Here is a 24,184-nt window from a genome sequence, read left to right as displayed (position 1 = left end):
TCGGGCGACGACGACGGCGAGTCATGGGGATACCCCTGTGTCGGCCGACCCGGGGCGGCCCGGACCCCGTGCGGGCCCGAGGGGGCCCGCCTCCTCAGCCGCCCACCCCGGCGCGCCACGGGCCGTCGGCCTCGATCCGCAGCACGCCGGGTGCCTGGACGGGGGCCAGCAGGTCGAGGCGGCCGATCTCGTTGACGAGGAGGTCCTCGTCCTCCTCCTGCCACTCGGGGTCGGGCGAGGTGAAGTAGTGCCAGACGGCGAAGTTGCTCTCGCCCTGGTGCGCGAAGGACAGCACGCCCGCGGGGCCCTCGTACACCAGCAGGTCCGGCCCCCTGCCGTCGAGGCCGTGCACCAGGCGCCGGGCGTGGGAGAGCGGCAGCACCCGCAGCGTCCAGGGCGTGTCGGCGCGCACCAGCAGGGACAGCGGGCGGTCCCCCGGGACGGTGGCGAACGTACGGGCGTGGACCTCGTCCGTGTACGCCGACAGCAGGTTCTGGTCGGAGCGGCCGTACGCGTCGCAGGAGTCGATGTGCACCGAGATGCTGTCCCGGCACTCGATCTCGACGACCACCCGGACGCCGGACGGCAGGTGCGGCGGACAGGTGACGCGCTGCTTGCCCGAGGCCTGGTGCACGAACGGCGGGAAGGAGAGCGCCAGCTCGGACGCCAGCCGGCCGGCGGGCGGGGCCGGGGAGGCGGGAGGAACGGGAGAGGTGTGAGGGGCCGGAGCGGCACCGGGGGGCGGCGGGGCGGCGGGGAAGGGCGCGGGCGCGGCGACGGGCACCGGCTGCGGGTCCTCGGCGACCGTGATCCCGAAGTCCGTCGCGAGCCCGGCCAGCCCCGAGGCGTAGCCCTGACCCACCGCGCGGAACTTCCAGCCGCCGTTCCTGCGGTAGAACTCGCCGAAGACGAAGGCGGTCTCCGCCGAGGCGTCCCCGATCGCGAAGGACGCGACCGGCTGCCCGTCCGGCAGACCGACCCGGACGTCCAGCAGCGGCACCTGCCCGAACGTTCCGGCGTCGGCGGAGGCGGCCACCACGACCCGGTCCACGCCGGGTTCCACGGCCGCGAGGTCCAGCCACAGCCAGTCGGCGCTCGCGCCGCCGGCCCCCTGGCCCTTGCCCAGGTGGCGCACGGTCCCCGACGGGTGGGCCGGCTGGTTGTAGAAGACGAGGTCGGCGTCCGAGCGGACCCGGCCCGTCGCGTCGAGCAGCAGGGCCGAGACGTCCACGTCCGGCACTCCGGGGCCCTGCTGCCAGGTCACCGCCACCTGGAGGGCGGCTGCGGGAACGGGCAGGTTGCCGCCCTTCACCATCTGCGTCATGGCGCGATCTTCACACGGGCGGCACGGACGGCGGGGCGGATTGCCGCACTCCACAACGAGGGGGCACCAAGCGGGACGGGGCGGTCACCCGGCACCGGGTGACCGCCCCGCGGAAGGGTCCTGCGCGCGGTGTCCTAGGCGGCGGTGAGCTCCGCCGCCACCAGCTCCGCGATCTGCACGGCGTTCAGCGCCGCGCCCTTGCGGAGGTTGTCGTTGGAGATGAACAGCGCGAGGCCGTTGTCCACGGTCTCGTCGCGGCGGATGCGGCCCACGTAGGACGGGTCCTTGCCGGCGGCCTGCAGCGGGGTCGGGATGTCGGTGAGGACGACGCCGGGGGCGTGCGCCAGCAGCTCGGTCGCGCGCTCGGCGCTGATCGGGCGGGCGAAGCGGGCGTTGACCTGGAGGGAGTGGCCGGAGAAGACCGGGACGCGCACGCAGGTGCCGGAGACCTTGAGGTCGGGGATCTCCAGGATCTTGCGGGACTCGTTGCGGAGCTTCTGCTCCTCGTCGGTCTCGTTCAGGCCGTCGTCGACGAGGTTGCCGGCGAAGGGCAGCACGTTGAAGGCGATGGGGCGCTTGTAGACGCCGGGCTCGGGGAAGTCCACGGCCTCACCGTCGTGGGTGAGCTTGTCGGCGTCGGCGACGACCTTCTGGGTCTGGCCGTGCAGCTCCGCGACGCCCGCGAGGCCGGAGCCCGACACCGCCTGGTACGTGGCGACGACCAGGGCCTCCAGGCCCGCCTCCGCGTGCAGCGGGCGCAGGACCGGCATCGCGGCCATCGTCGTGCAGTTCGGGTTGGCGATGATGCCCTTGGGGCGGTTCGCGATCGCGTGCGGGTTCACCTCGGAGACGACGAGGGGGACCTCGGGGTCCTTGCGCCAGGCGGAGGAGTTGTCGATCACGACCGCGCCCTGCGCGGCGACCTTCTCGGCCAGCGCCCGGGAGGTGGCGCCGCCCGCGGAGAACAGCACGATGTCCAGGCCGGTGTAGTCGGCGGTGGACGCGTCCTCCACCGTCACGCCGTCCAGCTCCGTGCCCGCCGAGCGGGCCGAGGCGAACAGGCGCAGCTCGGTGACCGGGAAGTTCCGCTCCTTGAGGATCCTGCGCATGACCGTGCCCACCTGACCGGTGGCTCCGACGATTCCGACCCTCACGGCGACTCCCTACTGCGTCCTGATACGTGTCCGATTGCCTGGCGGAGGCTCTTCCATCATGCGGCCGACCACGGCCCGCCTGTCCAATTCTTTGCCGGCTCCGCCCGCGAAGTGGGACGGACCGGGAGCGACCGCCGGTTGCGGACCTTCGGCCTTCACCCCCCTGAACTGCAGGAATTCAGTCTCCGGGGGTCGTGGACCGCAAGGTCACCTGCCCGGCCCGCCCCCGGTCACACGACGATGTGACATACGCCTCGGCGGACTCCGCGGAACCCGGGTGAACGTTCCGGGCGGCAGCGGCGTCGTAGGGGAAACAGCGTGAGGGGGTGGCGGGTGCTGCGCGGAAGGACCCGGCGCGGCCGGGGGGCGTACGTCGCCGACGACGACCCGCTGGACGCGGCGCAGGAGCGCCGGGTGCGGGCGGTGCTCGCACTGGGCGGCGTACCGCAGGCGGACCTGCCGGACGGGGTGCAGCAGGTCCGCCTGCGGCTGCTGGAACGCGCCGCGAGCGGCCGTGAGGCGCCGCGGGACGTCTCGGCGTGGGCGGCGGTGGTCGCCTCCAACCTCGCCATGGACTGGCACCGGGCCAAGCGCCGCCAGGAGCGGCTGGGCGAGCGCCTCGCCTCGCTGCGCCCGGCGGAGTCCCCCTCCGGTGAGGAGACCAGCCTGCTCTCCCTCGCCGTCGCCCGCGGCCTGGACGAGCTGCCCGACGCCCAGCGCCAGGTCGTCGTGCTGCGCTTCTACGCCGATCTGCCGGTGCGCTCCATAGCCGAGCAGCTCGGCGTTCCGGAGGGCACGGTCAAGAGCAGGCTGCACACGGCGGTACGGGCCCTGCGCGTCCGCCTGCACGAGGACGAGGTGGTGTGACGTGGCCGCCCACGACGACGACCGGGAACCCGAGTACGACGGCATGGACGCCCTGATGGCCGCCCTCCTCGACGAGCCGCCGCCCGCGCGGGCCCGGCGGGACCCGGCGTTCCTGGCCGCGCACGGTGCCGCCGTCGCCGACCTGGAGGTGCTGCGGGAGCGGCTGGCGCTGATCGGGGACGCGCTCGCCGCCCCGGCCGGGGACGCCCCCGCCGGGGCCGGGGACGCCGCCCCGGCGGCCCCGACGGGGACGGAGGGACGCTCCCCGGAGGGCGCGGACCCCGGGAGCGGTGCGGCGGCCGGCCGCCCGCCGCTGCGGTCCCGCTCCGCGCCTCCCGGCGGCCCGCGCGGTCCTCGTGGTCCGCACCGCGCCCGCCGCCCCCTGCGGACGGCCCTCGGCGCGCTCGCCGCGGCGGCCGCCGCCACCCTGGTCGTGGGCATGGGCGGCTGGCTCGTGGCGCAGGGCGGGGGAGCGTCCGGCGCGGCGGACAGCAAGGCGGCGTCGGACGCCGCGGCCGGCGAACGGGCGGACGGTGCCGCGTTCGGCAGCCCCGGCCACCTCGCCTGCACCCGCCTCGTCGCCGAGGGCGTCGTCCTGGCGGTGGAGCCGGTGCCGGGCGCCGGCCGGGAACGGATCACGCTCCGGGTGTCCCGCGCCTACAAGGGCACGCAGGACGACCGCCGGGTCGCCTTCGTGCTGGACCCGGCCGGACAGCCCCGCCTGGGCGAGGGCGACCGGGTGATGGTCGGCCTGCCCCTCGAGGGCGACCGCCCGGACACGGTGATCGTCGGGGAGGAGGACATCGCCCCCGAGCGGTCCCGGATCACCGCCGCGCTCCCCGAGTCGCGCACCCTGACCTGCGGCTGAGCGGCGGCGGCCGACGGCGGCGAACGGCGGAGGGGGCGGGCGCCCGTACGGACGCCCGCCCCCTCGTGCCGGCCGCTCCTTACGGAACGACCTTCTCGATCGCCACGCTGCCGACGCCCGCGACCGTGCCGCGCGCGTTGACCAGCTGGACCCGCCCGAAGAACGCACGGCCCTCGGGAGCCGCCGCGGCGGCGGTGACCCGGCCGGAGACGGTGGCCGAGTCGCCCGTGCCGAGCTTCACCGGCGCGGAGCCGTCGACGGTGACCTCGCCGAGGGAGGCGGCGAAGAACACGTCCCGGTAGTCGTAGTCCGTGGAACCGGCCGGGACGGAGTAGCCCACGACCTCCACCGTGTACGTGCCGGCGGCCGGGGAGGCGAGGGAGACCGACTCCTCCGAGTCGCCGTCGGCGGCCTGGGCGACCTGGTTGCCGTCCTGGTCGTAGACCGTCAGGTCCAGGTCGGCGGAGGCGTCGGAGACGTTGCCGATGGCCACGTCGAGCGACTCGGCGCCCTCGGGCACCTCCACCGTGGTGGTGTGCGTCTCACCCGTCGCGATCGCCGGCCGGTCGGTCTTGGCCGAGCCGAGCGGGCCGCCCACCAGCTTGCCGTCCAGGGCGGCGAACCGGTTCGTCACCTTCCAGGAGGCGGTGGCCGGGGTGCCGACCTTCGCCTCGGGCACGGTCACGGTCTCCGGGTCGAAGGCCGCGCCGAGGACGGCGACGTCGAGCTTGTACGGGTTGTCGAGCAGCGGCGAGGTGCGGCGCGACTCGACCTCGATCTCCCAGACGCCCGGCTGCGGGTTGTCGTACGCGCGCAGGTCGGGGCGGCAGGTGTTGGCGGGGTTGTTGTAGTTCGGGTAGCAGTTGACCGTCGACGTCGGGTCGGCCGGGACGCCGTACGGGTGGATGGAGACGAACCGGGTCTGGCTCTTGTCCTTCAGCCCGCTCATCGCCACCTCCAGCGTCTTCGCGCCCTCGGGCACGGTGACGAAGTAGGAGGTGTGGCTGTTGCGCTGCACCGACCCCGAGGCGGAGAAGGTGTGCTTCAGCGGGGCGGAGACGACCACGGTGCTCAGGACCTGCCGGTCCACGCCCTCGGTGCGCGGGTCGTCGACCTCGAGGATCGCGCTCTTGATGCCGGCCGAGCCGGGCGCGGCCTGGACCTTGACGGTGACCGGCTTGTTCAGCGGCAGCGAGACGTCGTCGTCGCCGACGATGCGGAAGGTGCGGCCGGCGTTGTTCTCGATGTCGAGCTCGTGCCGGACCGCGCGGTCGGGACCGGACGTACGGGTGATCGTGACGTCGTACGTCTTCTTCTGGCCGGCCTTCAGGCCGCCCTCGCGGTCGTAGAGGCCGGTGCCGAAGCCGGGCGTCTTCAGGAACTGGTCGATCGCGGTGTCGACCGGCGCCTTCACCGTGTACGTGTGCGCGGTGGCGCCGTCGCGGATCTCGTCCCAGGCGTCCTCGATGTCGATGAGGCCGGCGCCCTCCTCGTAGGCCTGCACGCCGCCGATGTGCTCGGCGGTGGAGGTGAGGGCGGTGCGCAGCGTCGCGGGCGGGAGGTCGATGCCCCTCTGCTTCGCGGCCGACAGCAGCAGCGCGGCGGCGCCGGCGGCCTGCGGGGAGGCCATCGAGGTGCCCTGGAGCATGCCGTAACCGGCCGGGAGGGCGTAGCCCGCCTCGGCGACCGGGGCGCCCGGGATCCAGGTCTGGATGGTGTTGATCGCGGCGCCGGGCGCGACCAGCGTCGGCGCGAAGCCGCCGTCCTCGCGCGGACCGCGCGAGGAGAACGGCATCATGGCGTAGTCCTTCTCCACCACGGAGCCGTAGTTGGCGGCCCAGGTCTCCTTGGAGACGGACGCGCCGACCGAGATGACCTTGTCGGCCAGCGCCGGGTCGCCGATGGTGTTGGCGCCGGGGCCGGAGTTGCCCGCGGAGATCACCAGCTGGACGCCGTAGGTGTCGATCAGGCGGGTGTAGAGCTCGGCGCGGGCGTTGTTGCCGTCGTTCAGCGCCGGCAGACCGCCGATGGACATGTTGACGATGTCGACGCCGCGGTTGGCGACGAGGTCGATCATGCCCTCGGTGAGCGCGACGTTGGTGCAGCCGCCGGTCCAGGTGCAGGCGCGGGAGGAGACGATCTTCGCGCCGGGGGCGGCGCCGTTCATCTTCCCGCCGAACAGGCCGTGGGCGGCGGTGATGCCGGCGACGTGCGAGCCGTGCGAGCCCTCGATGACGCCGATGTTGACGAAGTCGGCCGTCTTGCCGGCCCAGTCGCCGCCGTAGGGGTCCATCGGGACGTCCTCGCGGATCTCCACGACGAACGGCTGGCGCTCGGCGACGTCGGTGGCCGGGTCGTCGGTGCCGAAGTACCCGATCTGGAAGCCGTCCTTGTACGGCTTCATCGGGGTGTCGTCGCCGAAGTCCTGGTTGTTGTTCAGGTCGACGCGGACCGTGCCGGCCGCCGCGTCGTAGAGCACGCCCCAGGAGTCGGTGGTGTCGCCGTCGCGGTTGGCGTCACCGGCCGCGTCGCCGCCGGCGGTGTAGGACTCCAGGAAGGTGCTGATCCGGTAGTCGCCCGCCGGGGCCCGCCAGGTCCTGCCGTTGTAGGTGAAGGCGGGACCGGAGACGGAGGAGACCATCGGGCGCCAGGTCCGGTCGCTGTCCACGATCGGGTCGGTCGCCGTCACCCAGTCGACGATCTTGCGCTCGCCGGTGGTGGTCCTCTGCAGCGCCGGGTGGCCGAGGTCCACGCCCGAGTCGAGGATGCCGATGGTGACGCCGCGGCCGTCCGCCTTCGGGTTGTCCTCGACGAACTCGACGGCGCCGGTCTCGAAGGACGGGTTGTACGGGTTCTCCGCGGGGGTCCGCTTCCCGGGGGCAGGGTAGGCGGCGGTGCCCTCGCTCCCCGCCCGCTTCGCGGTGTCCGCGCCCGGCGTCGGGTCGTCCAGCGGGATCTCCTCGCGCAGGTCGATGCCGTGCACGGAGGAGAGCGCGGCGGCGGCGGCGATGGCCGAGTCCGCCTTGGCGGTGGGGACGGTGGCGCGGACGTAGCCGAGCTCGTCGTGCGTCCGGCCGACCGAACCGCCCTTGACCGCGTCCAGCTGCCCGGCGACCTGCTCGGTCTTCCCGGGCGCGGTGGCGATCATCATCGTGACGTGCTTGGCGCCGTCGGCCTTGGCCTCGGCGAGCAGGTCGGCGTCGTCCGGACCGAGCTTCCGGTGCGCGGACTTGACGTCACCGTCGACGGGCGCGGCGGACGGCGCGTCGGCGGCGAGGGCCAGGGGTATCGGCCCGGCCGCGGAGAGCGCGGCGACGAGACCGGCGGCCACGGCGATGCGGGCCACGCGTCTCGTACCCGATATCGGGTCGCGCTGGGGGGTGTGGGTCATCGGCATCCCTTGGAGGTAAGGAACGATCGTGGAGCGACCGGAACCGATCGGCCCTGGCCGCTACGGTCCGGAACGCGATCCCGGACGAGCGCCGAGCCTTACGCAAGGGACTGGTGTTTGGGGAAGGTTGACCGAATCGAAATGGATGCATGGGGAAAACCCCCGATGCCCTTTTGGGGAGATGACCCCCCGAAGGGGGCAAGTCGCCCAGGGCGGCGCCGGGGTGGCGGGCGGTCCGCCCGTCAGGCGTCCTTCGTGCGCGCGTAGTGGCGCGAGGCCTTCGCGCGGTTGCCGCAGGCCGCCATGGAGCACCAGCGGCGCGTGCCGTTGCGCGAGGTGTCGAAGAAGTGCAGGACGCACGCCTCGTGGGCGCAGCCGCGGATCCGGTCGGGCGCGAGGGCGAGCAGCCGGAGGTAGTCGCGGGCGGCGAGCCAGGCCGGCCCCCAGGAGGCGTCGTCGAACTCGGGCCGCTCGCCCGGTCCGTCCGCGGTGAGCGTGGCCCGGATCCGCCCGTGCGCGAGGACGGCGTCGACGGCCCGCGCGCCCCGCTCCGGCTCCCCGTCCACCGCCTCCTTCAGGGCGTCCCGGGCCTGCAGGACGTGGCGCAGGGTCGCCGCGTCCGCGGCGAAGCGCCCGTCCAGCTCGTTGGCGCGCAGCCACACCGCGAGCCCGTCGGTGCCGGTGAGCAGGTCCTGCGGGGCCCCGTCGCTCACCCAGCGCGTGTTGAGCAGGTCGAGCGCGAGCGGCTCCCCGGTGAGCGGGCGCGGGTCGACGTGGTCCGGGTCGGACATGGGGGCTCCCTTCCGTACTAACCGGTCAAGGGTACGTGACCGGTTGACGCGCGCCATCTCTAACCTCTAAAGTCCATTTCAACGGTTAGCCCCGCTCCTTCCGCGGGGCCCGACGAAGGGACACCCATGACCCTGCGCACCGGCCACACCGGCCTGAACGTCACCGACCTCGACCGCTCGCTCGCCTTCTACCGCGACGTCCTCGGCTTCGTCACGATCGGCGAGGGCAAGGAGGACGGCCGGCGCTTCGCGCTCCTGGGCGACGGCGAGAGGCTCGTGCTCGCGCTCTGGCAGCAGGCGCGGAGCCCGTACGACGGCACCCGTGCCGGACTGCACCACCTCGCCTTCGAGGTGGACTCGATCGAACGGGTCAGGGAGTACGAGGAGGCCCTGCGGGCCCACGGCACCGACTTCGCCCACGAGGGCGTGGTCGCCCACGCCGAGGGCGCGGCGTCCGGCGGCATCTTCTTCCACGACCCGGACGGAATTCGCCTGGAGATCTCGGCGCCGACCGGCGCCGAAGGCGCCCCGGCGCCCTACGGCTCCGTCCCGACCTGCGGTTTCTTCTAGCCGTGGAGACGACCACGGAGGTGTACCACGCGGGGTCGCGCGCCGTGCAGGACCGCGTGGGCGTGCGCGGGAGCGCCGACCACGTCGGGCGGTCCATCGGGCACGGCATCAAACCGGTCGCGGCGGCCTTCCTGGAGCTCCAGCCGCTGCTGGTGGTCGGCGCCGCCGCCCCGGAGACCGGCGGGGTCTGGGCCTCCCCGCTCACCGGGACCCCCGGCTTCGTGCGGGCCACGGGCCCGCGGCGGATGTCGGTCACCGGCGGACCGCACCCGGACGACCCGCTGGCGACGGCACTCGCCACCGAGGGGACCGCCGTCGGCACCCTCGCCCTGGACCCGCGCACCCGCCGCCGCATGCGTCTGGACGGCCGGCTCCGCCCGACCTCCCGGGGCTTCGCCGTCGAGGCGGACCGGGTGTTCGCCAACTGCCCCAAGTACCTGCAGAAACGGGACTCCTACGAGGTGGTCGCCGGCCGTGAGCCGGGCGCCCCCCGGCGCGGGCGCGCACTGACGGACGACCAGCGGGCGTTCGTGGAGGCGGCCGACACCTTCTTCATCGCCACCGTCCACGAGGACGGCGCCGACGCCAGCCACCGGGGCGGCAACCCCGGCTTCGTCCGCGCCCCCTCACCGACCGAGCTGACCTGGCGCGACTACCCGGGCAACGCCATGTTCCTGACGCTCGGCAACCTGGCCGCGGACCCGCGGGCGGGCCTGCTCTTCCTGGACTGGACGACGGGGGCGGCCCTCCGGCTCACCGGCGAGGCGCGCACCGAGTTCGCGCCCGACGGGGAGCGCCGGGTCCGCTTCACCGTCACGCAGGTCCTGGACACCCCGCGCGCCGTGCCGCTGCGCTGGTCCGCCCCCGCCTACTCGCCTGCCAATCCGTCGCCACCGGGTTAACGTCCCCGCGTGAGGAAGAAGTTGAGGGTGGCGGCCTACGCCGTGGTGGTGCGCGACGGACAGCTCCTGCTCGCCCGGTCACCGGGCCCCGGAGGCATCCCCGAGTGGGTGCTGCCGGGCGGGGGCATGGAGCACGGCGAGGATCCCTACGACACCGTGCGGCGGGAGGTCGAGGAGGAGACCGGGTACCGCATCGAGGTCACCGGACTGCTCGGCGTCGACTCCACCCGCCGCGCCTTCCCCGCCCGCCTCGGGCGCGCCGTCGACCACCACGGCGTACGGCTGGTCTACGAGGGCCGGATCACCGGCGGGGAGCTGCGCAACGAGGTCGGCGGCTCCACCGACCTGGCCGCCTGGCAGCCCCTGGACGCCGTCCCGGGGCTGGTCCGGGTCCGCATGGTCGACATCGCGCTGCGCCTGTGGCGGGAGCGGCCCGCGGCGGGGCGGGTGGAGCTCGCGGAGGGATGACCCCCTACCCCGCGAGATGAACGCAGAGCGACCGCCTCCGGACCGGCACGGGAGCGGCCGGGGACACGCGGGGTGGTCGAAGATCCACGTACGGCGATCGGCGTTGCGCGTTGCCGCCTCGTTCACACACAGGTCACTCCCGGTGCCAAGCATCCAGTACGAGCGGTGCGCCCGCCCGACGGGCGCGCCGCGACCACTGTCGACGCGTTCGCACCCGGGGAGACACGCGCATGCCGCGCCTACGCCCAGTCGCCGGCCCCACTGGACTCCACCGCCGCTCCCTCCTCGCCGCCACCGGAGCGGTGGCCCTCTCCGCCGGCGCCGGCTACGCCCTGCGGCCCGGGGACGGCCGGGCCGCCGCCGCGACCTCCGGCACCGGCGCCGGGGAGGCCGTGCTCGCCTCCTCGCGGCAGGCGCCGGCCGCCCCGCTCGCCCCCTACACGCGCGGCACCACCCTCGCCGGCACGGCCGTCCCGCGCGGCGCCGGAGGCTACCGCCGCCTCGGGGACGGGCCGGGCTGGGGGCGGGTGGTGCGCGGTGAGCTCGCCGGGCCCCGCTCCGGCCGCGCCGACCGCCGCACGGCGCTCACCGCGTTCGTGCAACTCACCGACCTGCACATCATCGACGCCCAGCACCCGCTGCGGCTGGAGTACCTGCGCTCGGCCGACCCGCACGCCTGGCGGCCCCAGGAGGCGCTGACCGTGCACGGGGCGATCTCCCTGGTGGAGCGGGTCAACGCGCTGCGCGGCGCCCCCGCCACCGGCTCCCCGCTGCACTTCGCGATGACCACCGGCGACAACACCGACAACAACGCCCGCTCCGAACTGGAGTGGTTCCTGACGGTGATGAGCGGGGGCCGCGTCACCCCCAACACCGGGGACCCGCGCCACTACGAGGGCGTCCAGAACAGCGGCCTGAAGCAGTACTGGCAGCCCGACACCGCCGTCCGCGACACCGACAAGCAGCTCGGCTTCCCGCGCCTGGACGGCTTCCTCGAGGCGGCCGTCCGCCAGGTCGACAGCCCCGGCCTCAACCTGCCCTGGTACTCCACCGTCGGCAACCACGACTCGATGCCGCTCGGCTGCTACGCCTCCCACGGCGACTCCCGCCTCACCGACCTGGCGGTCGGCGGGAGGAAGCTGATGGACGTGCCGGCGGCCGAGGCGCACCGGCTCCAGCAGGCCATCAAGAAGGCCACCGATCCCCGGGGCGTGCGCTACGGCGAGTTCCTGCGGGCCCACTCCCGCGCCATGCGCCCGGTCACCCCCGACGAGAAGCGGGCCACGTTCACCCCCGCCGACTACCTCCGGGCCCACCTGGACCCCCGCTTCCGGGGCCTCGGCCCGGTGGGCCACGGCTACTCCGCCGCCAACCTCGACGAGGGCACCCAGTACTACGCCTTCCGCATCGCCGACGGCGTCATCGGCGTCAGCCTCGACACCACCGACCCGGGCGGCCACTACGCGGGCTCCCTCGGCACGGCCCAGCTGCGCTGGCTGGAGCGCACGCTGCGGACCCACGAGGACTCCTACGCGATCGTCTTCAGTCACCACACCAGCACGACGATGACCAACACCCATCCCGACCCCGCCCGCCCCGGCGAACGGCGCCACACCGGCGAGGAGGTCGCCGCCCTCCTCGGCCGCCACCGCAACGTGGTGGCCTGGGTCAACGGCCACATCCACCGCAACGCCGTCACCCCGCACACCGGGCCCGGCGGCTCCTTCTGGGAGATATCCACCGCCTCCCACGTCGACTTCCCGCAACTGGCCCGGGTCGTCGAACTGGTGGACAACAACGACGGCACGCTCTCCCTCTTCACCACCCTCGTCGAGTCCGCCGCCCCCTCCCGCACCGACTTCACCGACCTCTCCCGGACCGGACTCGCCTCCCTCTACCGCGAGCTCTCCCTCAACGCCCCCGGGGCCCGTACGGACCTGGCCGGCGACCCCGAGGACCGCAACACGGAGCTGCTGCTGAGGAAGGGCTGAAACCGGGCCAACCGCGGCGGCCGGCGGCAACCCCGCCGGCCCCCGTGCGGTCCCTCCCCGCGACCACGCCCGACGAGCAGGGGAGACACGATCATGCGGATGCGCACACGGACGGCGGCGGTGGCGACGGCGGCGGTGGCGGTGGTCCTCTCGGCGGCCCTGGCGGCCCCCGCCGCGGCGGCGCCCGCGGGACCCGGAGCCGGAACGGGGAACACCACCGCCGGCGCCACCGGCACCGGCGACCACCGGGCGACCCGCCGGGCGATGGAGGCCGCGGTCGCCGCCGGCGTGCCCGGGGTGACGGCGACGGCGCGGGACGGGCGGGGCACCTGGTCGGCGACCGCCGGAGTGGGCGACCTGCGCACGCAGCGGGAGCGCTCCCCGCGCGACCGCTACCGGGTCGGCAGCATCACCAAGACCTTCGTGGCGACAGTGCTGCTGCAACTGGAGGCGGAGGGCAGGCTGTCCCTGGACGACACCGTCGACACCTGGCTGCCCGGCCTGATCACCGGCAACGGCCACGACGGCACCCGGATCACCCTGAGGCAGCTGCTGAACCACACCAGCGGCGTCTTCAGCTACACGGAGGACGAGGACTTCGGCCGCACGTACTTCCTGAGGGACGGCTTCCTCGAGCACCGCTACGACACCCTGACCCCGGAGCGGCTGGTGCGGATCGCCCTGGCCCACGAGCCGTACTTCGAGCCCGGCACCTCCTGGAACTACTCCAACACCAACTACGTCCTGGCCGGCATGGTGATCGAGAAGGCCACCGGCCGCCCCTACGGCCAGGAGGTCCGCCGGCGCATCATCGACCCCCTGCGCCTGACCGCCACCTCGGTGCCCGGCACCCGCGTCCTCGTGCCCGGCCCCAGCAGCCGCGCCTACTCCAAGCTGGCGCGGACCGCGACGGGCCCCACGTACGACGTCACGCGCCTCAACCCCTCCCTCGCCCACTCGGCGGGCGAGATGATCTCCGACTCCAAGGACCTCGACCGCTTCTACCGGGCCCTGCTGACGGGCCGGCTGCTCCCCGCGGAGCAGCTGGAGGAGATGACCACCACGGTGCCCACGGACGCCACCCACGCCTACGGGCTGGGCCTGGCGAGCACCACGCTGAGCTGCGGCGTGACCGTCTGGGGCCACGGCGGCGGCATCCACGGCTCGCTGTCCGAGGCCGCCGTCACGAAGGACGGCCGGCGCGGGCTGGCGTTCAACTTCAACGGAGACTGGTCGGGGGACACCGAGGCGGTCGTCGACGCCGAGTTCTGCGGCGGCTGACACCCGTGCCCGCGCGCACGGGGCAGGGGCCGCCGGCCACCGGCGGCCCCTGCGCCCCCCCCCGGCTGCCGCCGCGGCGCCGCACTACCGGGGCAGCACCACGACGTACGCCGCCGGATCGCGGTCGGCCGAGGCCATCAGGGCCGTGCGGACCACCGTCGCCTGCTGCTCCATCGCGTCCCGGAGCCCCCGCGGAGTGATGTGGACGACCGTGATGCCGAGGTGCTCCAGGAGCTCGCGCTTGCGGGCGTACTCCGACCACTGGGCGTCGTCGGCGGGCCGCCCGCCCGGGCGCGGCGCCCGGGTGTCCAGTTCCAGCGCCACCGCCTGCTCCGGCCAGTACGCGTCCAGACCCCCGAGGTGGGGACCGCCCGGCAGGCGCAGGTCGACGTTCCACACCGGGTCCGGCAGGCCGTGGTCGCGCACCATCCGGTACAGCCGGGACTCCGCCATCGCCCGGCCCTCGGCCAGCAGCGAGTCCACCGCGTCCACCACGTGCGGCCGGTTCAGCAGCCGCGCCCGGGTCAGCTCCCGCACCACCGCGGCCGGCTCGCAGTGGCCGCCGCGCACCGCCTCCGTCAGCAGCAGGCGCACCGTGTCCGCGTCCTTCAGGCCCGCCACCGCGTCGGCCAGCGCGCGCGTGACCGGCGCCACCGGGACGGTGGCGTCCTCCGCGTGAACGGGGTCGAGGGCCCGGGGGACCGGGACCCGCACCGGCGTGGGCAGGTCGGGGGCGCGCACGATGCGGGCGCACCCCGCCGAGCGCAGCCGGCGCAGGCGCGGGACCAGGACGTCGAGGGTGTCCAGCGAGGACAGTGGGGGAGCGCAGGAGAAGCCGTGCAGGGCCAGCGCGGCCAGCCCGGTGATCATCGCCTCCCCGTAGGGCGGTGCGGGTGGCGCGTCCGCGCCGGGCTGGACGGGGACGCCCACGGTCCGCTCCCGCGCCGCGTACATCAGCACCGCGTGCAGTCGCTCCTCGCCGGTCGGCGGGCCGGGGTGGAGCAGGACGACCCCGGGCAGGAGCTGCTGCCAGGGGCCGCCGGGGCGGCACTGCTCGGTGGCCTGCGCGGCCGACACGCCGTGCGTGCGGAGCTGGGCGGTGGTCAGCACGCGGCGGCCGCCGTCGGCGAGGTGGTGCAGGGGGCGGGGGGAGAGCGGGGTGTTGTGGTTCATGCCCGGCAATTTCCCGCGTCCGGAGCCCCTTTGAACCCTTGTTACACGTCCGTCGACAAACGGGGACAAGGCCGTACTAAAGGACATGTGTTCGGGTACCGAAAACCCCTGGTCCGTGCAGGTGGGGACCAGGGGTCACGGCCGTCGTGCCCGGGTTCGGCAACGGCTGCGGGCGTCCCGTCGCGGAAACGCCCCGGGGCCGCGTCCGTCACGGGGAGGTCCCGGGGGCGGGCCCGTCACGGGCAGACCCCGGGGAGGGCCCGTCGCGGGTGCGGCCTCAGGGGCGGGCCGGGGGCCGGCTCAGCCCGCCGCAGCGTCGCACGCCTGCCCGCGCAGCGCCCGCGCCAGGTCGTCCCGGGCCTCCAGGACCAGCCGGCGCAGCGCCGGGGCCGCGTCCTCGTGGGCCGCGAGCCACGCGTCCGTCGCGTCCAGCGTCGCCTGCGAGTCCTGCAGCGCGGGGAACAGGCCCCGCACCACGTCCATGCCGATCTGGATCGACCGCTCGGTCCACACCCGCTCGATCGCCGCGAAGTACTTCTGCGCGTACGGCGCGAGCAGCTCCCGCTGCGAGGACTGGGCGAAGCCCGAGATGGTCGCCTCCACCAGCGCGTTGGACAGCGCGTCCGACTCCACGACCTGCGCCCAGCACTGCGCCTTGACCTCCGCCGACGGGCGGGCGGCCAGACAGCGGACCTGGTGCCGCTTGCCGGAGGCGGTGTCGTCCCGGGCCAGCTCCTCGGCCAGGGCCTTCTCGTCCGCGATCCCGTGCGCGGCCAGCGGCTCCAGGAACGCCCAGCGCAGCTCCTGGTCGACCACCAGTCCCTCGACGGCCGACGTGCCGTCCAGCAGACCCGTCAGCAGACCGAGACCCGCCGGTTCCCCGGCCGTCCGGGCGAAGAAGCGCGCCCACGCCAGCTGGTGCTCGCTGCCCGGCTCGGCGTCGTACAGCTCGCGCTCCGCGCACTCGGCGAGCAGCGCACCGCCCCGCTCCCGCCACCCGGGCGCCGCGTAGTGGACGAGCGCCGACTCGGCCCAGGCGTGCAGCATCTGGAGCACCCCGATGTCCGACTCGCGCCCGGCGAACCGCACCACCAGGTCGATGAAGTCCCGCGCGGGCAGCAGCGCGTCCCGGGTCAGGTTCCACAGCGCCGACCAGCACAGGGCGCGCGCGAGGGGGTCGGTCAGCGCGCCCAGGTGCTCGCGCAGCGTGGCCAGCGAGGTCTCGTCGAAGCGGATCTTGCAGTAGGTCAGGTCGTCGTCGTTGACCAGCACCAGCTCGGGCGCCTCGGCCCCGGTCAGTTCCGTCACGACCGTGCGGGCGCCGTCGACGTCCGCCTCGGCGCGCGCGTACCGCTCCAGGGCGCCGGTGTCCGTGCGCCGGTACAGGCCCACCGCCACCCGGTGCGGTCGCAGCTCGGGGTGCGACTCGGCGGCCTCCTGCACGATCGCCAGCTCGTCGATCCGGCCGCCGGCGGTCAGCAGCACCTGCGGGGTGAGGGAGTTGACGCCGGCCGTCTGCAGCCAGGAGCGCGACCAGGCGGTCATGTCCCGTCCGCTGGTCTCCTCCAGCGCCGACAGCAGGTCGCCGAGGCGGGTGTTGCCGTACGCGTGGCGCTTGAAGTAGCGCCGGGCGCCCTCCAGGAACGCGTCCTGGCCGACGTACGCCACCAGCTGCTTGAGCACCGAGGCGCCCTTGGCGTAGGTGATGCCGTCGAAGTTCAGCTTGGCGTCCTGCAGGTCGCGGATGTCCGCGGTGATCGGGTGCGTGGAGGGCAGCTGGTCCGCGCGGTAGGCCCACGCCTTGCGGCGGTTGGCGAAGGTGATCCAGCCGTCGGTGAAGCGGGTCGCGCCGACCAGCGAGAACGCGCCCATGAAGTCGGCGAAGGACTCCTTCAGCCACAGGTCGTCCCACCACTCCATGGTGACCAGGTCGCCGAACCACATGTGCGCCATCTCGTGCAGGATCACGTTGGCGCGGCCCTCGTAGGACGCCCGCGTCACCTTGCCCCGGAAGATGAACTCCTCGCGGAAGGTCACCATCCCCGGGTTCTCCATCGCGCCCAGGTTGTACTCGGGCACGAACGCCTGGTCGTACTTCCCGAACGGGTACGGGTAGTCGAAGTGGTCGTGGAAGAAGTCCAGGCCCTGCTTGGTCACCAGGAAGACGTCGTCGGCGTCGAAGTGCGGCGCGAGGCCCTTGCGGCACATCGCGCCGAGCGGGATCCGCAGGCGGGTGCCGTCCTCGAGGACCCGCTCGTAGGCGTCCGTCACGTAGTGGTACGGGCCCGCCACCACGCACGTGATGTACGTCGAGATCGGCTTGGTCTCCGCAAACCGCCAGACGCCGTCGGTGAGTTCGCCCGCGCCGTTGCTCCACACCGTCCAGCCCTCGGGCGCCCGCACCTCGAAGCGGAACGGGGCCTTGAGGTCGGGCTGCTCGAAGCCCGCGAAGACCCGGCGGGAGTCGGCCGGCTCGTACTGGGTGTACAGGTACACCTCGCCGTCCTCGGGGTCGACGAAGCGGTGCATGCCCTCGCCGGTGCGGGAGTAGGCGCACTGGGCGTCGACGACGAGTTCGTTGTCGGCGGCCAGGTCCTCCAGCAGGATCCGGGTGCCGTCGAAGACCTCACCGGGGTCGAGGTCCCGCCCGTTGAGGGAGACGGCCGTCACGCTCGGCGCGATCAGGTCCGCGAAGCTGCCCGCCCCCGGCTCGGCGCAGCGGAACCGGATCGTGGTGACGGAGCGGAAGGTGCGGGGACCGTCACCGTGGGCCTCGCCGACCGCCGAACGCAGGTCGAGGGACACCTCGTACCCGTCGACGGACAGCAGGGCGGCCCGCTCCCGGGCCTCGTCGCGGGTCAGATTCTCACCGGGCACGGGCGGCACTCCTCAGGCGTCGTCGACAGGAATGATCAGGACCGATCCTGCCATGCGCACCTGACACGGGGCAGCCGGGAATGGCAGGAAGGAGACGCGGCGTTCCCACGGAGAAACCCTTCCCTCATGAGGAGCGACATGTCGGACAAGTCTCCCGCCACGCCCGTCGACTTCTGGTTCGACCCGCTGTGCCCCTGGGCCTGGATGACCTCCCGCTGGATGCTGGAGGTGGAGAAGGTGCGGAACGTCGAGGTCCGCTGGCACGTGATGAGCCTCGCCGTCCTCAACGAGGACAAGCTCGACGAGCTTCCCGAGGAGTACCGCGACATGCTCGAGACCAAGGCCTGGGGGCCGGTCCGGGTGGTCATCGCGGCCCGGCAGGAGCACGGCGCCGAGGTGCTCGGCGACCTCTACACCGCGCTCGGCACCCGCATCCACAACCAGGGCGAGGGGCCGGGGAAGGAGACGGTCGCCGCCGCGCTGAAGGACGTCGGTCTGCCCGAGTCCCTCATGGAGCACTGGGACTCCACCCCGTACGAGGCCGAGCTGCGCGCCTCCCACCAGGAGGGCATCGACAAGGTCGGCCAGGACGTCGGCACCCCGGTCATCGCGGTTCCCGGCGCCGACGGCGAGCAGATCGCCTTCTTCGGCCCGGTCGTCACCCCGGCCCCCAAGGGCGAGGAGGCCGCCCGCCTGTGGGACGGCACCCTCGCGGTGGCCTCCGTGCCCGGCTTCTACGAGATCAAGCGCACCCGGACGAAGGGCCCGGACTTCAGCAACCTGTGACGGGTCAGTCCAGGACGGGGACCTTGATGGGCTCGGCGAAGGGCTTCTTGTTGAACCCCGTGCGCAGGTTGCGGCACTGCTTGCCGGTGTCCGGGTCCAGCACGTTCACGCAGAGCCAGAACTCGCCCACGCCGGCCCGGCCCAGCCGTTCCTTCAGCCAGTCCTCCTCCTTCTTGTTCAGCTGGCGGTGCTGCTGGTCCGCGCCGCAGGTCCAGCAGTAGTCCTTCATCGTCCTCTGTGTCGCCATTGCGACACTCTGCCCCGGACCGCCGCATACCGGAAGCCCCCGCGAGTCACGTCCTCGCGGGGGCTTCCCATTTTCCGCCTGCCGGGTGAACGGTGAGAAGACGATCACGGGGCAGGGCGCTTCACGGCGCTCCGGGTGCTCCGGGCGCTTCCGGTGGTCCGGGAGCTCAGGGCGCTCCGGGTGCTCAGGGGGCGAGCAGCAGCACGTTCGTGCGGGACCTGGCGGCCTCGTGGCGCCTCGCCACGTCCTGCCAGTTCACGACCTGCCACATCGCCTCGACGAAGTCCGCCTTCTGGTTCCTGTACTGCAGGTAGAAGGCGTGCTCCCAGGCGTCGAAGACCAGGATCGGGGTCGCGCCCTGGCCGACGTTGCCCTGGTGGTCGTATACCTGCTCGACGATCAGCCGCCCGCTCAGCGGCTCGTACGCCAGCACGCCCCAGCCCGAGCCCTGGGTGGTCGCGGCGGCCTTGGACAGCTGCGCCCTGAAGCCGGCGAAGGAGCCGAACGACTCCGTGATGGCGTCCGCCAGCTCGCCCGCGCCGTCCTGGGCCAGCGGCTCCCCGCCGCCCTCCTTCGGGCCCGTCATGTTCTGCCAGTAGATCGAGTGCAGGATGTGCCCGGAGAGGTGGAACGCGAGGTTCTTCTCCAGCCCGTTGACCGAGCCCCACGCCTCCGTCTCCCGCGCCTCGGCCAGCTGCTCCAGCGTGTCGTTGGCGCCCTTCACGTAGGCCGCGTGGTGCTTGTCGTGGTGCAGCTCGACGATCTCGGGGCTGATCACGGGGGCGAGTGCGGAGTAGTCGTACGGCAGGTCGGGCAGCGTGTAGACGGGCATGGCGGGGTCCCCTCCGAACCTCTTATTGCAATTGACTTGCAACTGCACGCTAACAGCAGAAGAGGTCCGGCGCAGGCCCGGCGCACGCAAAACGGCCCCCGCGTGTCCACGCGAGGGCCGTCGCCGCGACGGAGGAGGGGTCAGCTCCGGGCGCGCGCCCGCTGCCAGGCGTATCCCACCGCCGCCAGGACCAGCGTCATCCCGCCCGTCGAGTACAGCTGCACGCGCGTGTCCGGCTCCCGGGCCATGAGGACGAAGACCGCCACCATGCCGGCCAGCGCCACCCACGTCAGCCACGGGAACGCCCACATCCGCACGACCAGCCTCTCGGGGGCCTCGCGCTCCAGCCGGCGGCGCAGCCGCAGCTGCGAGACGGCGATGAAGATCCAGACGACCAGGATCACCGCGCCGATCATGTTCAGCAGCCAGGAGAAGACGTCGTCGGGCCGCCAGTAGCTCAGCAGCACGCACAGGAAGCCGAAGACGGAGGAGGCCAGCACGGCGGTCCGCGGCACCCCGCCCGAGACCCGGCCGAGGGCCTTCGGTCCTTGGCCCCGCTCCACCAGCGAGTAGCCGATGCGCGAGGCGCCGTAGATGTTGGCGTTCATCGCGGACAGCAGCGCCACCAGCACCACGACGTTCATGAGCTGGCCGGCGCCCGGGATGCCGAGGCGGTCCAGGGCGGCGACGTAGGGGCCGTCCTCGACCACCGCCGGGGAGTCCCACGGCACCAGGGTGACGATGACCGCCATCGAGCCGACGTAGAACAGCGCGATCCGCCACATCGCCGTGCGGACCGCGCTCGCCACGCCCTTGACCGGATCCTCCGACTCGGCCGCCGCGATGGTCACCGTCTCCAGGCCGCCGTAAGCGAAGACGGACGCGAGCAGGCCGATCACCAGGCCCTCGCCGCCGTTGGGGAGGAAGTCGGTGAGGTGGGAGGCGCCCGGGGAGTCCGTGCCGGGCAGCAGGCCCGCGACGGCCAGCGCGCCGAGGACGAGGAAGAGGGTGATCGCGCCGACCTTCAGGGCCGCGAACCAGAACTCGAACTCGCCGAAGTTCTTCACCGCCGCGAGGTTCGTCCCGCAGAACACGACCATGAACAGGGCCACCCACGCCCACTCGGGGGTGCCCGGCAGCCAGCCGGTGACGATCTTCGCGGCGCCGATGCCCTCCAGGCCGACCGCCGTGCACAGCAGCACCCAGAACGACCAGCCGGCGGTGAAGCCGGCCCAGGGGCCGATCGCCCGCTCGGCGTGCGCCGAGAAGGAACCCGACGAGGGGTACGCGGCCGACATCTCGCCCAGCATCCGCATCACCAGCATCACCAGGAGGCCGGAGAGGGCGTAGGCGAGGACGATCGAGGGACCGGCGGCGGCGATCCCCGCGCCGGAGCCCACGAACAGGCCCGCACCGATCACGCCGCCGAGGGCGATCATCGACAGGTGGCGCTGCTTCAGGCCGTGGGAGAGGGAGACGCCGTCCGCCTCGGGGGCGTCTGGACGGAGGTCGTGGGCATGGGCGCGCTCGTCCAATGCGGGAGACGACAAAAACGTCACCCAGTCTGGGCGGCCCCCGCGCCCCCGCGGAGGGGCCGCCCAGCATGTGGACGTCCGCCATTCGGAGCGTGACACTCCGGTTACCCGGCGCCGGTCCCGCCGTCCGGCGGCCGGAAGACGCCGGTCGCCGGGGACCCGGACGCCGGTGCGCGCGGTGTCCCCGGCGGTCCGGGGACCGGCCCCGGCGCGGGTTCCCCTCAGACGGGGGCGGAGGACGCGGCGGGCACGGCGGCCGCGTGCCGGTTGGCGGGGCGCGGGAGGCCGTAGCGCTCCCGCAGGGTCTGCCGCGGTCCGTACTCCGTGCGGAACAGCCCGCGGGCGCGCAGGATCGGGACGACCTGGTCGACGAAGGTGTCGAGGCCGGACGGCAGGACGGCCGGCATGACGTTGAAGCCGTCGGCGGCGCCGAGGGAGAACCACTGCTCGATGGTGTCCGCGACCTGCTCGGGCGTCCCCGCGAAGGTCAGGTGACCGCGTCCGCCGCCGAGCCGGCCGATCAGCCGGCGCACGGTGAGCCGCTCGCGCCGGGCCAGCTCCACCACGAGCGCGTAGCGGCTCCTGGCGCCCTCGATGGCGTCCTCCGGCGGCAGGTCGGCGAGCAGCTCGGCGTCCAGGTCCAGCGAGCCGGGCGCCAGGCGCAGCAGGAGCTCCAGCCGGCGCACCCCGTGCTCGTGCACGATGTGGTCCTCCAGCACCTGCTCCTGCCGCCGCGCCTCCGCCTCGGTGGAGCCGACCACGGGCACGATGCCGGGCAGCACCTTGACGTGGCCGGGGTCGCGTCCGGCCGCCGCCGTGCGGGCCTTGAGGTCGGCGTAGAAGGCCTGCGCGCCGGCGAGCGTCTGCTGCGCGGTGAACACCGCCTCCGCGTACCGGGCCGCGAACCGCTTCCCGTCCTCGGAGGAGCCGGCCTGCACCAGCAGCGGATGACCCTGCGGCGTGCGCGGGACGTCGAGGGCGCCCTCCACGCGGAAGTACGTCCCCCGGTGGAGCGGCGGGTGGATCCTGGCGTCGTCGCCCCAGACCCCGGCCGCCTTGTCGGCGACGACCGCGTCGTCCTCCCAGCTGTCCCAGAGCTTGCGGGCCACCTCGACGAACTCGGCGGCCCGGGCGTACCGCTCGGCGTGCGCGGGCTCGGCGTCCAGGCCGAAGTTGCGGGCCGCCTCGGCGCCGGCCGTGGTCACGATGTTCCAGCCGGCCCGGCCGCCGCTGACGATGTCCAGCGAGGCGAACTTCCGGGCCAGGTTGTAGGGCGAGTTGTACGACGTCGACGCCGTCGCGATCAGCCCGATGTGCTCGGTGGCCGTCGCCAGGGCGGTGAGCAGGGTGAGCGGTTCCAGGGTCCCGGCGGGACGCTGGGCCACGCTGTTCCACAGCTGGGGGCCGTCGGCGAGGAACAGCGAGTCGAAGGTGCCGCGTTCGGCGGTCCGCGCCAGGCGCACGTGGTGGCCGAGGTCGACGTGCGCGTACGGGTCGCTCTCCGGCAGCCGCCACGAGGCCTCGTGATGACCGGTGTTCATCAGGAACGCGTTGAGGTGCAGGCGGCGGGTCATGCGTGGTCCTCCGTGACGCCGAGGGCGGTCAGCAGCCGTTCGCGGTACTCCCCGAGGAGCGGGTCCCGGTAGGAGCGCGGATGCGGCCGGTCGATGGTGAGGTCGAGGCCGATGCGGCCCCGGTCGAGGACGAGGACGCGGTCGGCGAGCACGATCGCCTCGTCCACGTCGTGCGTGACGAGCAGGACGGAGGGCCGGTGCCGCTCCCACAGCTCCCTGAGCAGGCCGTGCATCCGGATCCGGGTGAGCGCGTCCAGCGCCCCGAACGGCTCGTCGGCGAGCAGCAGTTCCGGTTCCCGCACCAGGGAGCGGGCCAGGGCGGCGCGCTGCGCCTCGCCGCCGGACAGCTCGCTCGGCCAGGCGCGCTCGCGGCCGCCGAGGCCGACCTCGGCGAGGGCGGCACGGCCCCGCTCCCCGGCGTCGCCGCCGTCCAGGCCGAGCAGCACGTTGGGCAGGACGCGGCGCCAGGGCAGCAGCCGGGAGTCCTGGAAGACCACCGACACCCGCTCGGGGGCGGTGAGCGTCCCGCTGCCGGTGACACCGTGGTCGATCCCCGCGACGGCGCGCAGCAGGGTGCTCTTGCCGGAGCCGCTGTGCCCGAGCAGGGCCGTGAACTGCCCGGCGGGCAGGTCGAGGTCGATGCCGTCGAGGACCGTGCGTCCCCCGAAGGAGCGGGTCAGACCGCGCAGCCGCACGGCGGGCCGGGTCAGCTGCTGAGCGTGCGGCGCCATGACAGCACCCTCCGTTCGATCAGGCGGACGAGGGTGTCCGAGGTGAGGCCGAAGACGCCGTAGACGACGAGGCCGACGAGGATGACGTCCGTCTGGCCGTAGTTCTGCGCCTGGAACATCATGTAGCCGAGTCCGCTGGTGGCGTTGATCTGCTCGAGGACGACCAGGCCCAGCCAGGAGCCGGTCACCCCGAGCCGCAGGCCGACGAAGAAGCCGGGCAGGGCGCCCGGGACGACGACCTGCCGGATGAAGGCGGACCGGGACAGTCCCTGCACCTCGGCCAGTTCCACGAACCGGTGGTCGATGCCGGAGAGCGCGGCGTGGGTGTTGAGGTAGATCGGGATGTAGACGACGATGGCGATGATCGCGATCTTGAACGTCTCGCCGATGCCCAGCCACAGGATGAACAGCGGGATCAGGCCGAGCGTGGGAATCGCCCGGTTCAGCTGCACGCTCCCGTCGATCAGCGCCTCGCCGGTCCGGCTGAGCCCGGAGACCAGCGCGAGGACGACGCCCACGGTCAGTCCGATCGTGAAGCCGGAGGCGGCCCGCCGCAGCGAGGTGAGGACGTCGTCCGGCAGCGTGCCCTCCGTCCACAGCCGGGCGCCGGTCTCCACCACCGTCCAGGGGGCGGGGACCGCACCGGGGTCCAGCCGCCCGGCGGCGGACGCGGCGGACCACAGGAGGAGGACGAGCACGGGGCCGAGCAGCCGGCCGGCGGGCAGCCGCCTGCCGGGGGACAGGCGCCGGCGCCGGCGTACCTGCTGCTCCTCCCCGGCGGTGGCGGCCGGTGCGGGGGCGGTCGTGGCGGTCGGGGTCACG

At 73.7% G+C, this 24,184-nt stretch carries 20 protein-coding genes; 8 read left to right on the top strand and 12 right to left on the bottom strand.

Annotated features, from left to right (window positions below; genetic code table 11):
- Positions 1-94: 94 nt before the first annotated feature.
- Positions 95-1,324, bottom strand: a complete 1,230-nt coding sequence (locus GL259_RS14360; protein WP_159532775.1) for a TerD family protein — start codon at positions 1,322-1,324, stop codon at positions 95-97.
- 134 nt (positions 1,325-1,458) lie between these two features.
- Positions 1,459-2,478: an aspartate-semialdehyde dehydrogenase gene (locus GL259_RS14355; RefSeq protein WP_159532773.1), complete on the bottom strand. Its 1,020-nt coding sequence runs from the start codon at positions 2,476-2,478 to the stop codon at positions 1,459-1,461.
- Positions 2,479-2,811: 333 nt separating this feature from the next.
- On the opposite strand from GL259_RS14355, the gene GL259_RS14350 reads away from it, so the two are divergent.
- A complete protein-coding gene (locus GL259_RS14350; protein WP_159538639.1) occupies positions 2,812-3,345 on the top strand; it encodes a sigma-70 family RNA polymerase sigma factor in 534 nt (177 codons plus the stop codon).
- Position 3,346: 1 nt separating this feature from the next.
- Positions 3,347-4,213: a hypothetical protein gene (locus tag GL259_RS14345; protein WP_159532771.1), complete on the top strand. Its 867-nt coding sequence runs from the start codon at positions 3,347-3,349 to the stop codon at positions 4,211-4,213.
- 79 nt (positions 4,214-4,292) lie between these two features.
- Here the strand turns inward: GL259_RS14345 and GL259_RS14340 are convergent, their stop codons facing one another.
- Complete coding sequence (locus GL259_RS14340; protein WP_159532769.1) at positions 4,293-7,604, bottom strand: S8 family serine peptidase; 3,312 nt, start codon at positions 7,602-7,604, stop codon at positions 4,293-4,295.
- 242 nt (positions 7,605-7,846) lie between these two features.
- The gene (locus GL259_RS14335; protein ID WP_159532767.1) at positions 7,847-8,395 is read right to left on the bottom strand and encodes a CGNR zinc finger domain-containing protein; all 549 of its coding nucleotides are present in this window, start codon (positions 8,393-8,395) and stop codon (positions 7,847-7,849) included.
- A gap of 126 nt (positions 8,396-8,521) precedes the next feature.
- On the opposite strand from GL259_RS14335, the gene GL259_RS14330 reads away from it, so the two are divergent.
- From GL259_RS14330 to GL259_RS14310, 5 genes are all read left to right on the top strand, one after another.
- Positions 8,522-8,965, top strand: coding sequence for a VOC family protein (locus tag GL259_RS14330; protein ID WP_159532765.1), 444 nt, complete (start codon positions 8,522-8,524; stop codon positions 8,963-8,965).
- 2 nt (positions 8,966-8,967) lie between these two features.
- Positions 8,968-9,867, top strand: a complete 900-nt coding sequence (locus GL259_RS14325; RefSeq protein ID WP_159532763.1) for a pyridoxamine 5'-phosphate oxidase family protein — start codon at positions 8,968-8,970, stop codon at positions 9,865-9,867.
- A 9-nt stretch (positions 9,868-9,876) separates the two neighbouring features.
- Positions 9,877-10,335, top strand: coding sequence for an NUDIX hydrolase (locus GL259_RS14320; protein ID WP_243762301.1), 459 nt, complete (start codon positions 9,877-9,879; stop codon positions 10,333-10,335).
- Between the two features lie 230 nt (positions 10,336-10,565).
- On the top strand, positions 10,566-12,326 hold the full coding sequence (locus tag GL259_RS14315; protein WP_159532761.1) for a TIGR03767 family metallophosphoesterase: 1,761 nt from the start codon (positions 10,566-10,568) through the stop codon (positions 12,324-12,326).
- Between the two features lie 93 nt (positions 12,327-12,419).
- Positions 12,420-13,607 (top strand): serine hydrolase domain-containing protein, encoded by a 1,188-nt coding sequence (locus tag GL259_RS14310; RefSeq protein ID WP_159532759.1) that lies wholly within the window; start codon positions 12,420-12,422, stop codon positions 13,605-13,607.
- An 84-nt stretch (positions 13,608-13,691) separates the two neighbouring features.
- Here the strand turns inward: GL259_RS14310 and GL259_RS14305 are convergent, their stop codons facing one another.
- Positions 13,692-14,780, bottom strand: a complete 1,089-nt coding sequence (locus tag GL259_RS14305; RefSeq protein ID WP_166461492.1) for a hypothetical protein — start codon at positions 14,778-14,780, stop codon at positions 13,692-13,694.
- Positions 14,781-15,080: 300 nt separating this feature from the next.
- Positions 15,081-17,657: an aminopeptidase N gene (gene pepN / locus GL259_RS14300; RefSeq protein WP_159532754.1), complete on the bottom strand. Its 2,577-nt coding sequence runs from the start codon at positions 17,655-17,657 to the stop codon at positions 15,081-15,083.
- Between the two features lie 138 nt (positions 17,658-17,795).
- On the opposite strand from pepN, the gene GL259_RS14295 reads away from it, so the two are divergent.
- Positions 17,796-18,443 (top strand): DsbA family protein, encoded by a 648-nt coding sequence (locus tag GL259_RS14295; RefSeq protein WP_159532752.1) that lies wholly within the window; start codon positions 17,796-17,798, stop codon positions 18,441-18,443.
- Between the two features lie 4 nt (positions 18,444-18,447).
- Here the strand turns inward: GL259_RS14295 and GL259_RS14290 are convergent, their stop codons facing one another.
- The 6 genes from GL259_RS14290 to GL259_RS14265 all read right to left on the bottom strand — a co-directional run bounded on the left by GL259_RS14290 (position 18,448) and on the right by GL259_RS14265 (position 24,183).
- Positions 18,448-18,690 (bottom strand): hypothetical protein, encoded by a 243-nt coding sequence (locus GL259_RS14290; protein ID WP_159532750.1) that lies wholly within the window; start codon positions 18,688-18,690, stop codon positions 18,448-18,450.
- 184 nt (positions 18,691-18,874) lie between these two features.
- Positions 18,875-19,522 (bottom strand): superoxide dismutase, encoded by a 648-nt coding sequence (locus tag GL259_RS14285; RefSeq protein WP_159532748.1) that lies wholly within the window; start codon positions 19,520-19,522, stop codon positions 18,875-18,877.
- Positions 19,523-19,662: 140 nt separating this feature from the next.
- On the bottom strand, positions 19,663-21,057 hold the full coding sequence (locus tag GL259_RS14280) for an amino acid permease (protein WP_159532746.1): 1,395 nt from the start codon (positions 21,055-21,057) through the stop codon (positions 19,663-19,665).
- Positions 21,058-21,278: 221 nt separating this feature from the next.
- Positions 21,279-22,631 carry an LLM class flavin-dependent oxidoreductase gene (locus tag GL259_RS14275; protein WP_159532744.1) on the bottom strand — a complete coding sequence of 451 codons (1,353 nt, stop codon included), beginning with the start codon at positions 22,629-22,631 and terminating at the stop codon, positions 21,279-21,281.
- Entirely contained in the window at positions 22,628-23,362 is a 735-nt protein-coding gene (locus GL259_RS14270) for an ABC transporter ATP-binding protein (RefSeq protein WP_159532742.1), read from the bottom strand. The genes GL259_RS14275 and GL259_RS14270 overlap by 4 nt, the downstream gene beginning before the upstream one ends.
- Positions 23,338-24,183 carry an ABC transporter permease gene (locus tag GL259_RS14265; RefSeq protein WP_159538635.1) on the bottom strand — a complete coding sequence of 282 codons (846 nt, stop codon included), beginning with the start codon at positions 24,181-24,183 and terminating at the stop codon, positions 23,338-23,340. Before GL259_RS14265 ends, GL259_RS14270 begins: the two co-directional genes overlap by 25 nt.
- Position 24,184: the final 1 nt, after the last annotated feature.

It is taken from the genome of Streptomyces sp. Tu 3180 (genome assembly GCF_009852415.1).
Taxonomy (GTDB): domain Bacteria; phylum Actinomycetota; class Actinomycetes; order Streptomycetales; family Streptomycetaceae; genus Streptomyces.
The sequence above is the reverse complement of the archived record's forward strand: the minus strand, read 5'-3'. Positions and strand labels throughout refer to the sequence as shown.

Coding starts and splice junctions, on each gene's coding strand:
- GL259_RS14360 (WP_159532775.1), bottom strand. CDS start 1,324: ATGACGCAGATGGTGAAGGGCGGCAACCTGCCCGTTCCCGCAGCCGCC.
- GL259_RS14340 (WP_159532769.1), bottom strand. CDS start 7,604: ATGACCCACACCCCCCAGCGCGACCCGATATCGGGTACGAGACGCGTG.
- GL259_RS14335 (WP_159532767.1), bottom strand. CDS start 8,395: ATGTCCGACCCGGACCACGTCGACCCGCGCCCGCTCACCGGGGAGCCG.
- GL259_RS14330 (WP_159532765.1), top strand. CDS start 8,522: ATGACCCTGCGCACCGGCCACACCGGCCTGAACGTCACCGACCTCGAC.
- GL259_RS14315 (WP_159532761.1), top strand. CDS start 10,566: ATGCCGCGCCTACGCCCAGTCGCCGGCCCCACTGGACTCCACCGCCGC.
- GL259_RS14310 (WP_159532759.1), top strand. CDS start 12,420: ATGCGGATGCGCACACGGACGGCGGCGGTGGCGACGGCGGCGGTGGCG.
- GL259_RS14305 (WP_166461492.1), bottom strand. CDS start 14,780: ATGAACCACAACACCCCGCTCTCCCCCCGCCCCCTGCACCACCTCGCC.
- GL259_RS14295 (WP_159532752.1), top strand. CDS start 17,796: ATGTCGGACAAGTCTCCCGCCACGCCCGTCGACTTCTGGTTCGACCCG.
- GL259_RS14290 (WP_159532750.1), bottom strand. CDS start 18,690: ATGGCGACACAGAGGACGATGAAGGACTACTGCTGGACCTGCGGCGCG.
- GL259_RS14285 (WP_159532748.1), bottom strand. CDS start 19,522: ATGCCCGTCTACACGCTGCCCGACCTGCCGTACGACTACTCCGCACTC.
- GL259_RS14275 (WP_159532744.1), bottom strand. CDS start 22,631: ATGACCCGCCGCCTGCACCTCAACGCGTTCCTGATGAACACCGGTCAT.
- GL259_RS14270 (WP_159532742.1), bottom strand. CDS start 23,362: ATGGCGCCGCACGCTCAGCAGCTGACCCGGCCCGCCGTGCGGCTGCGC.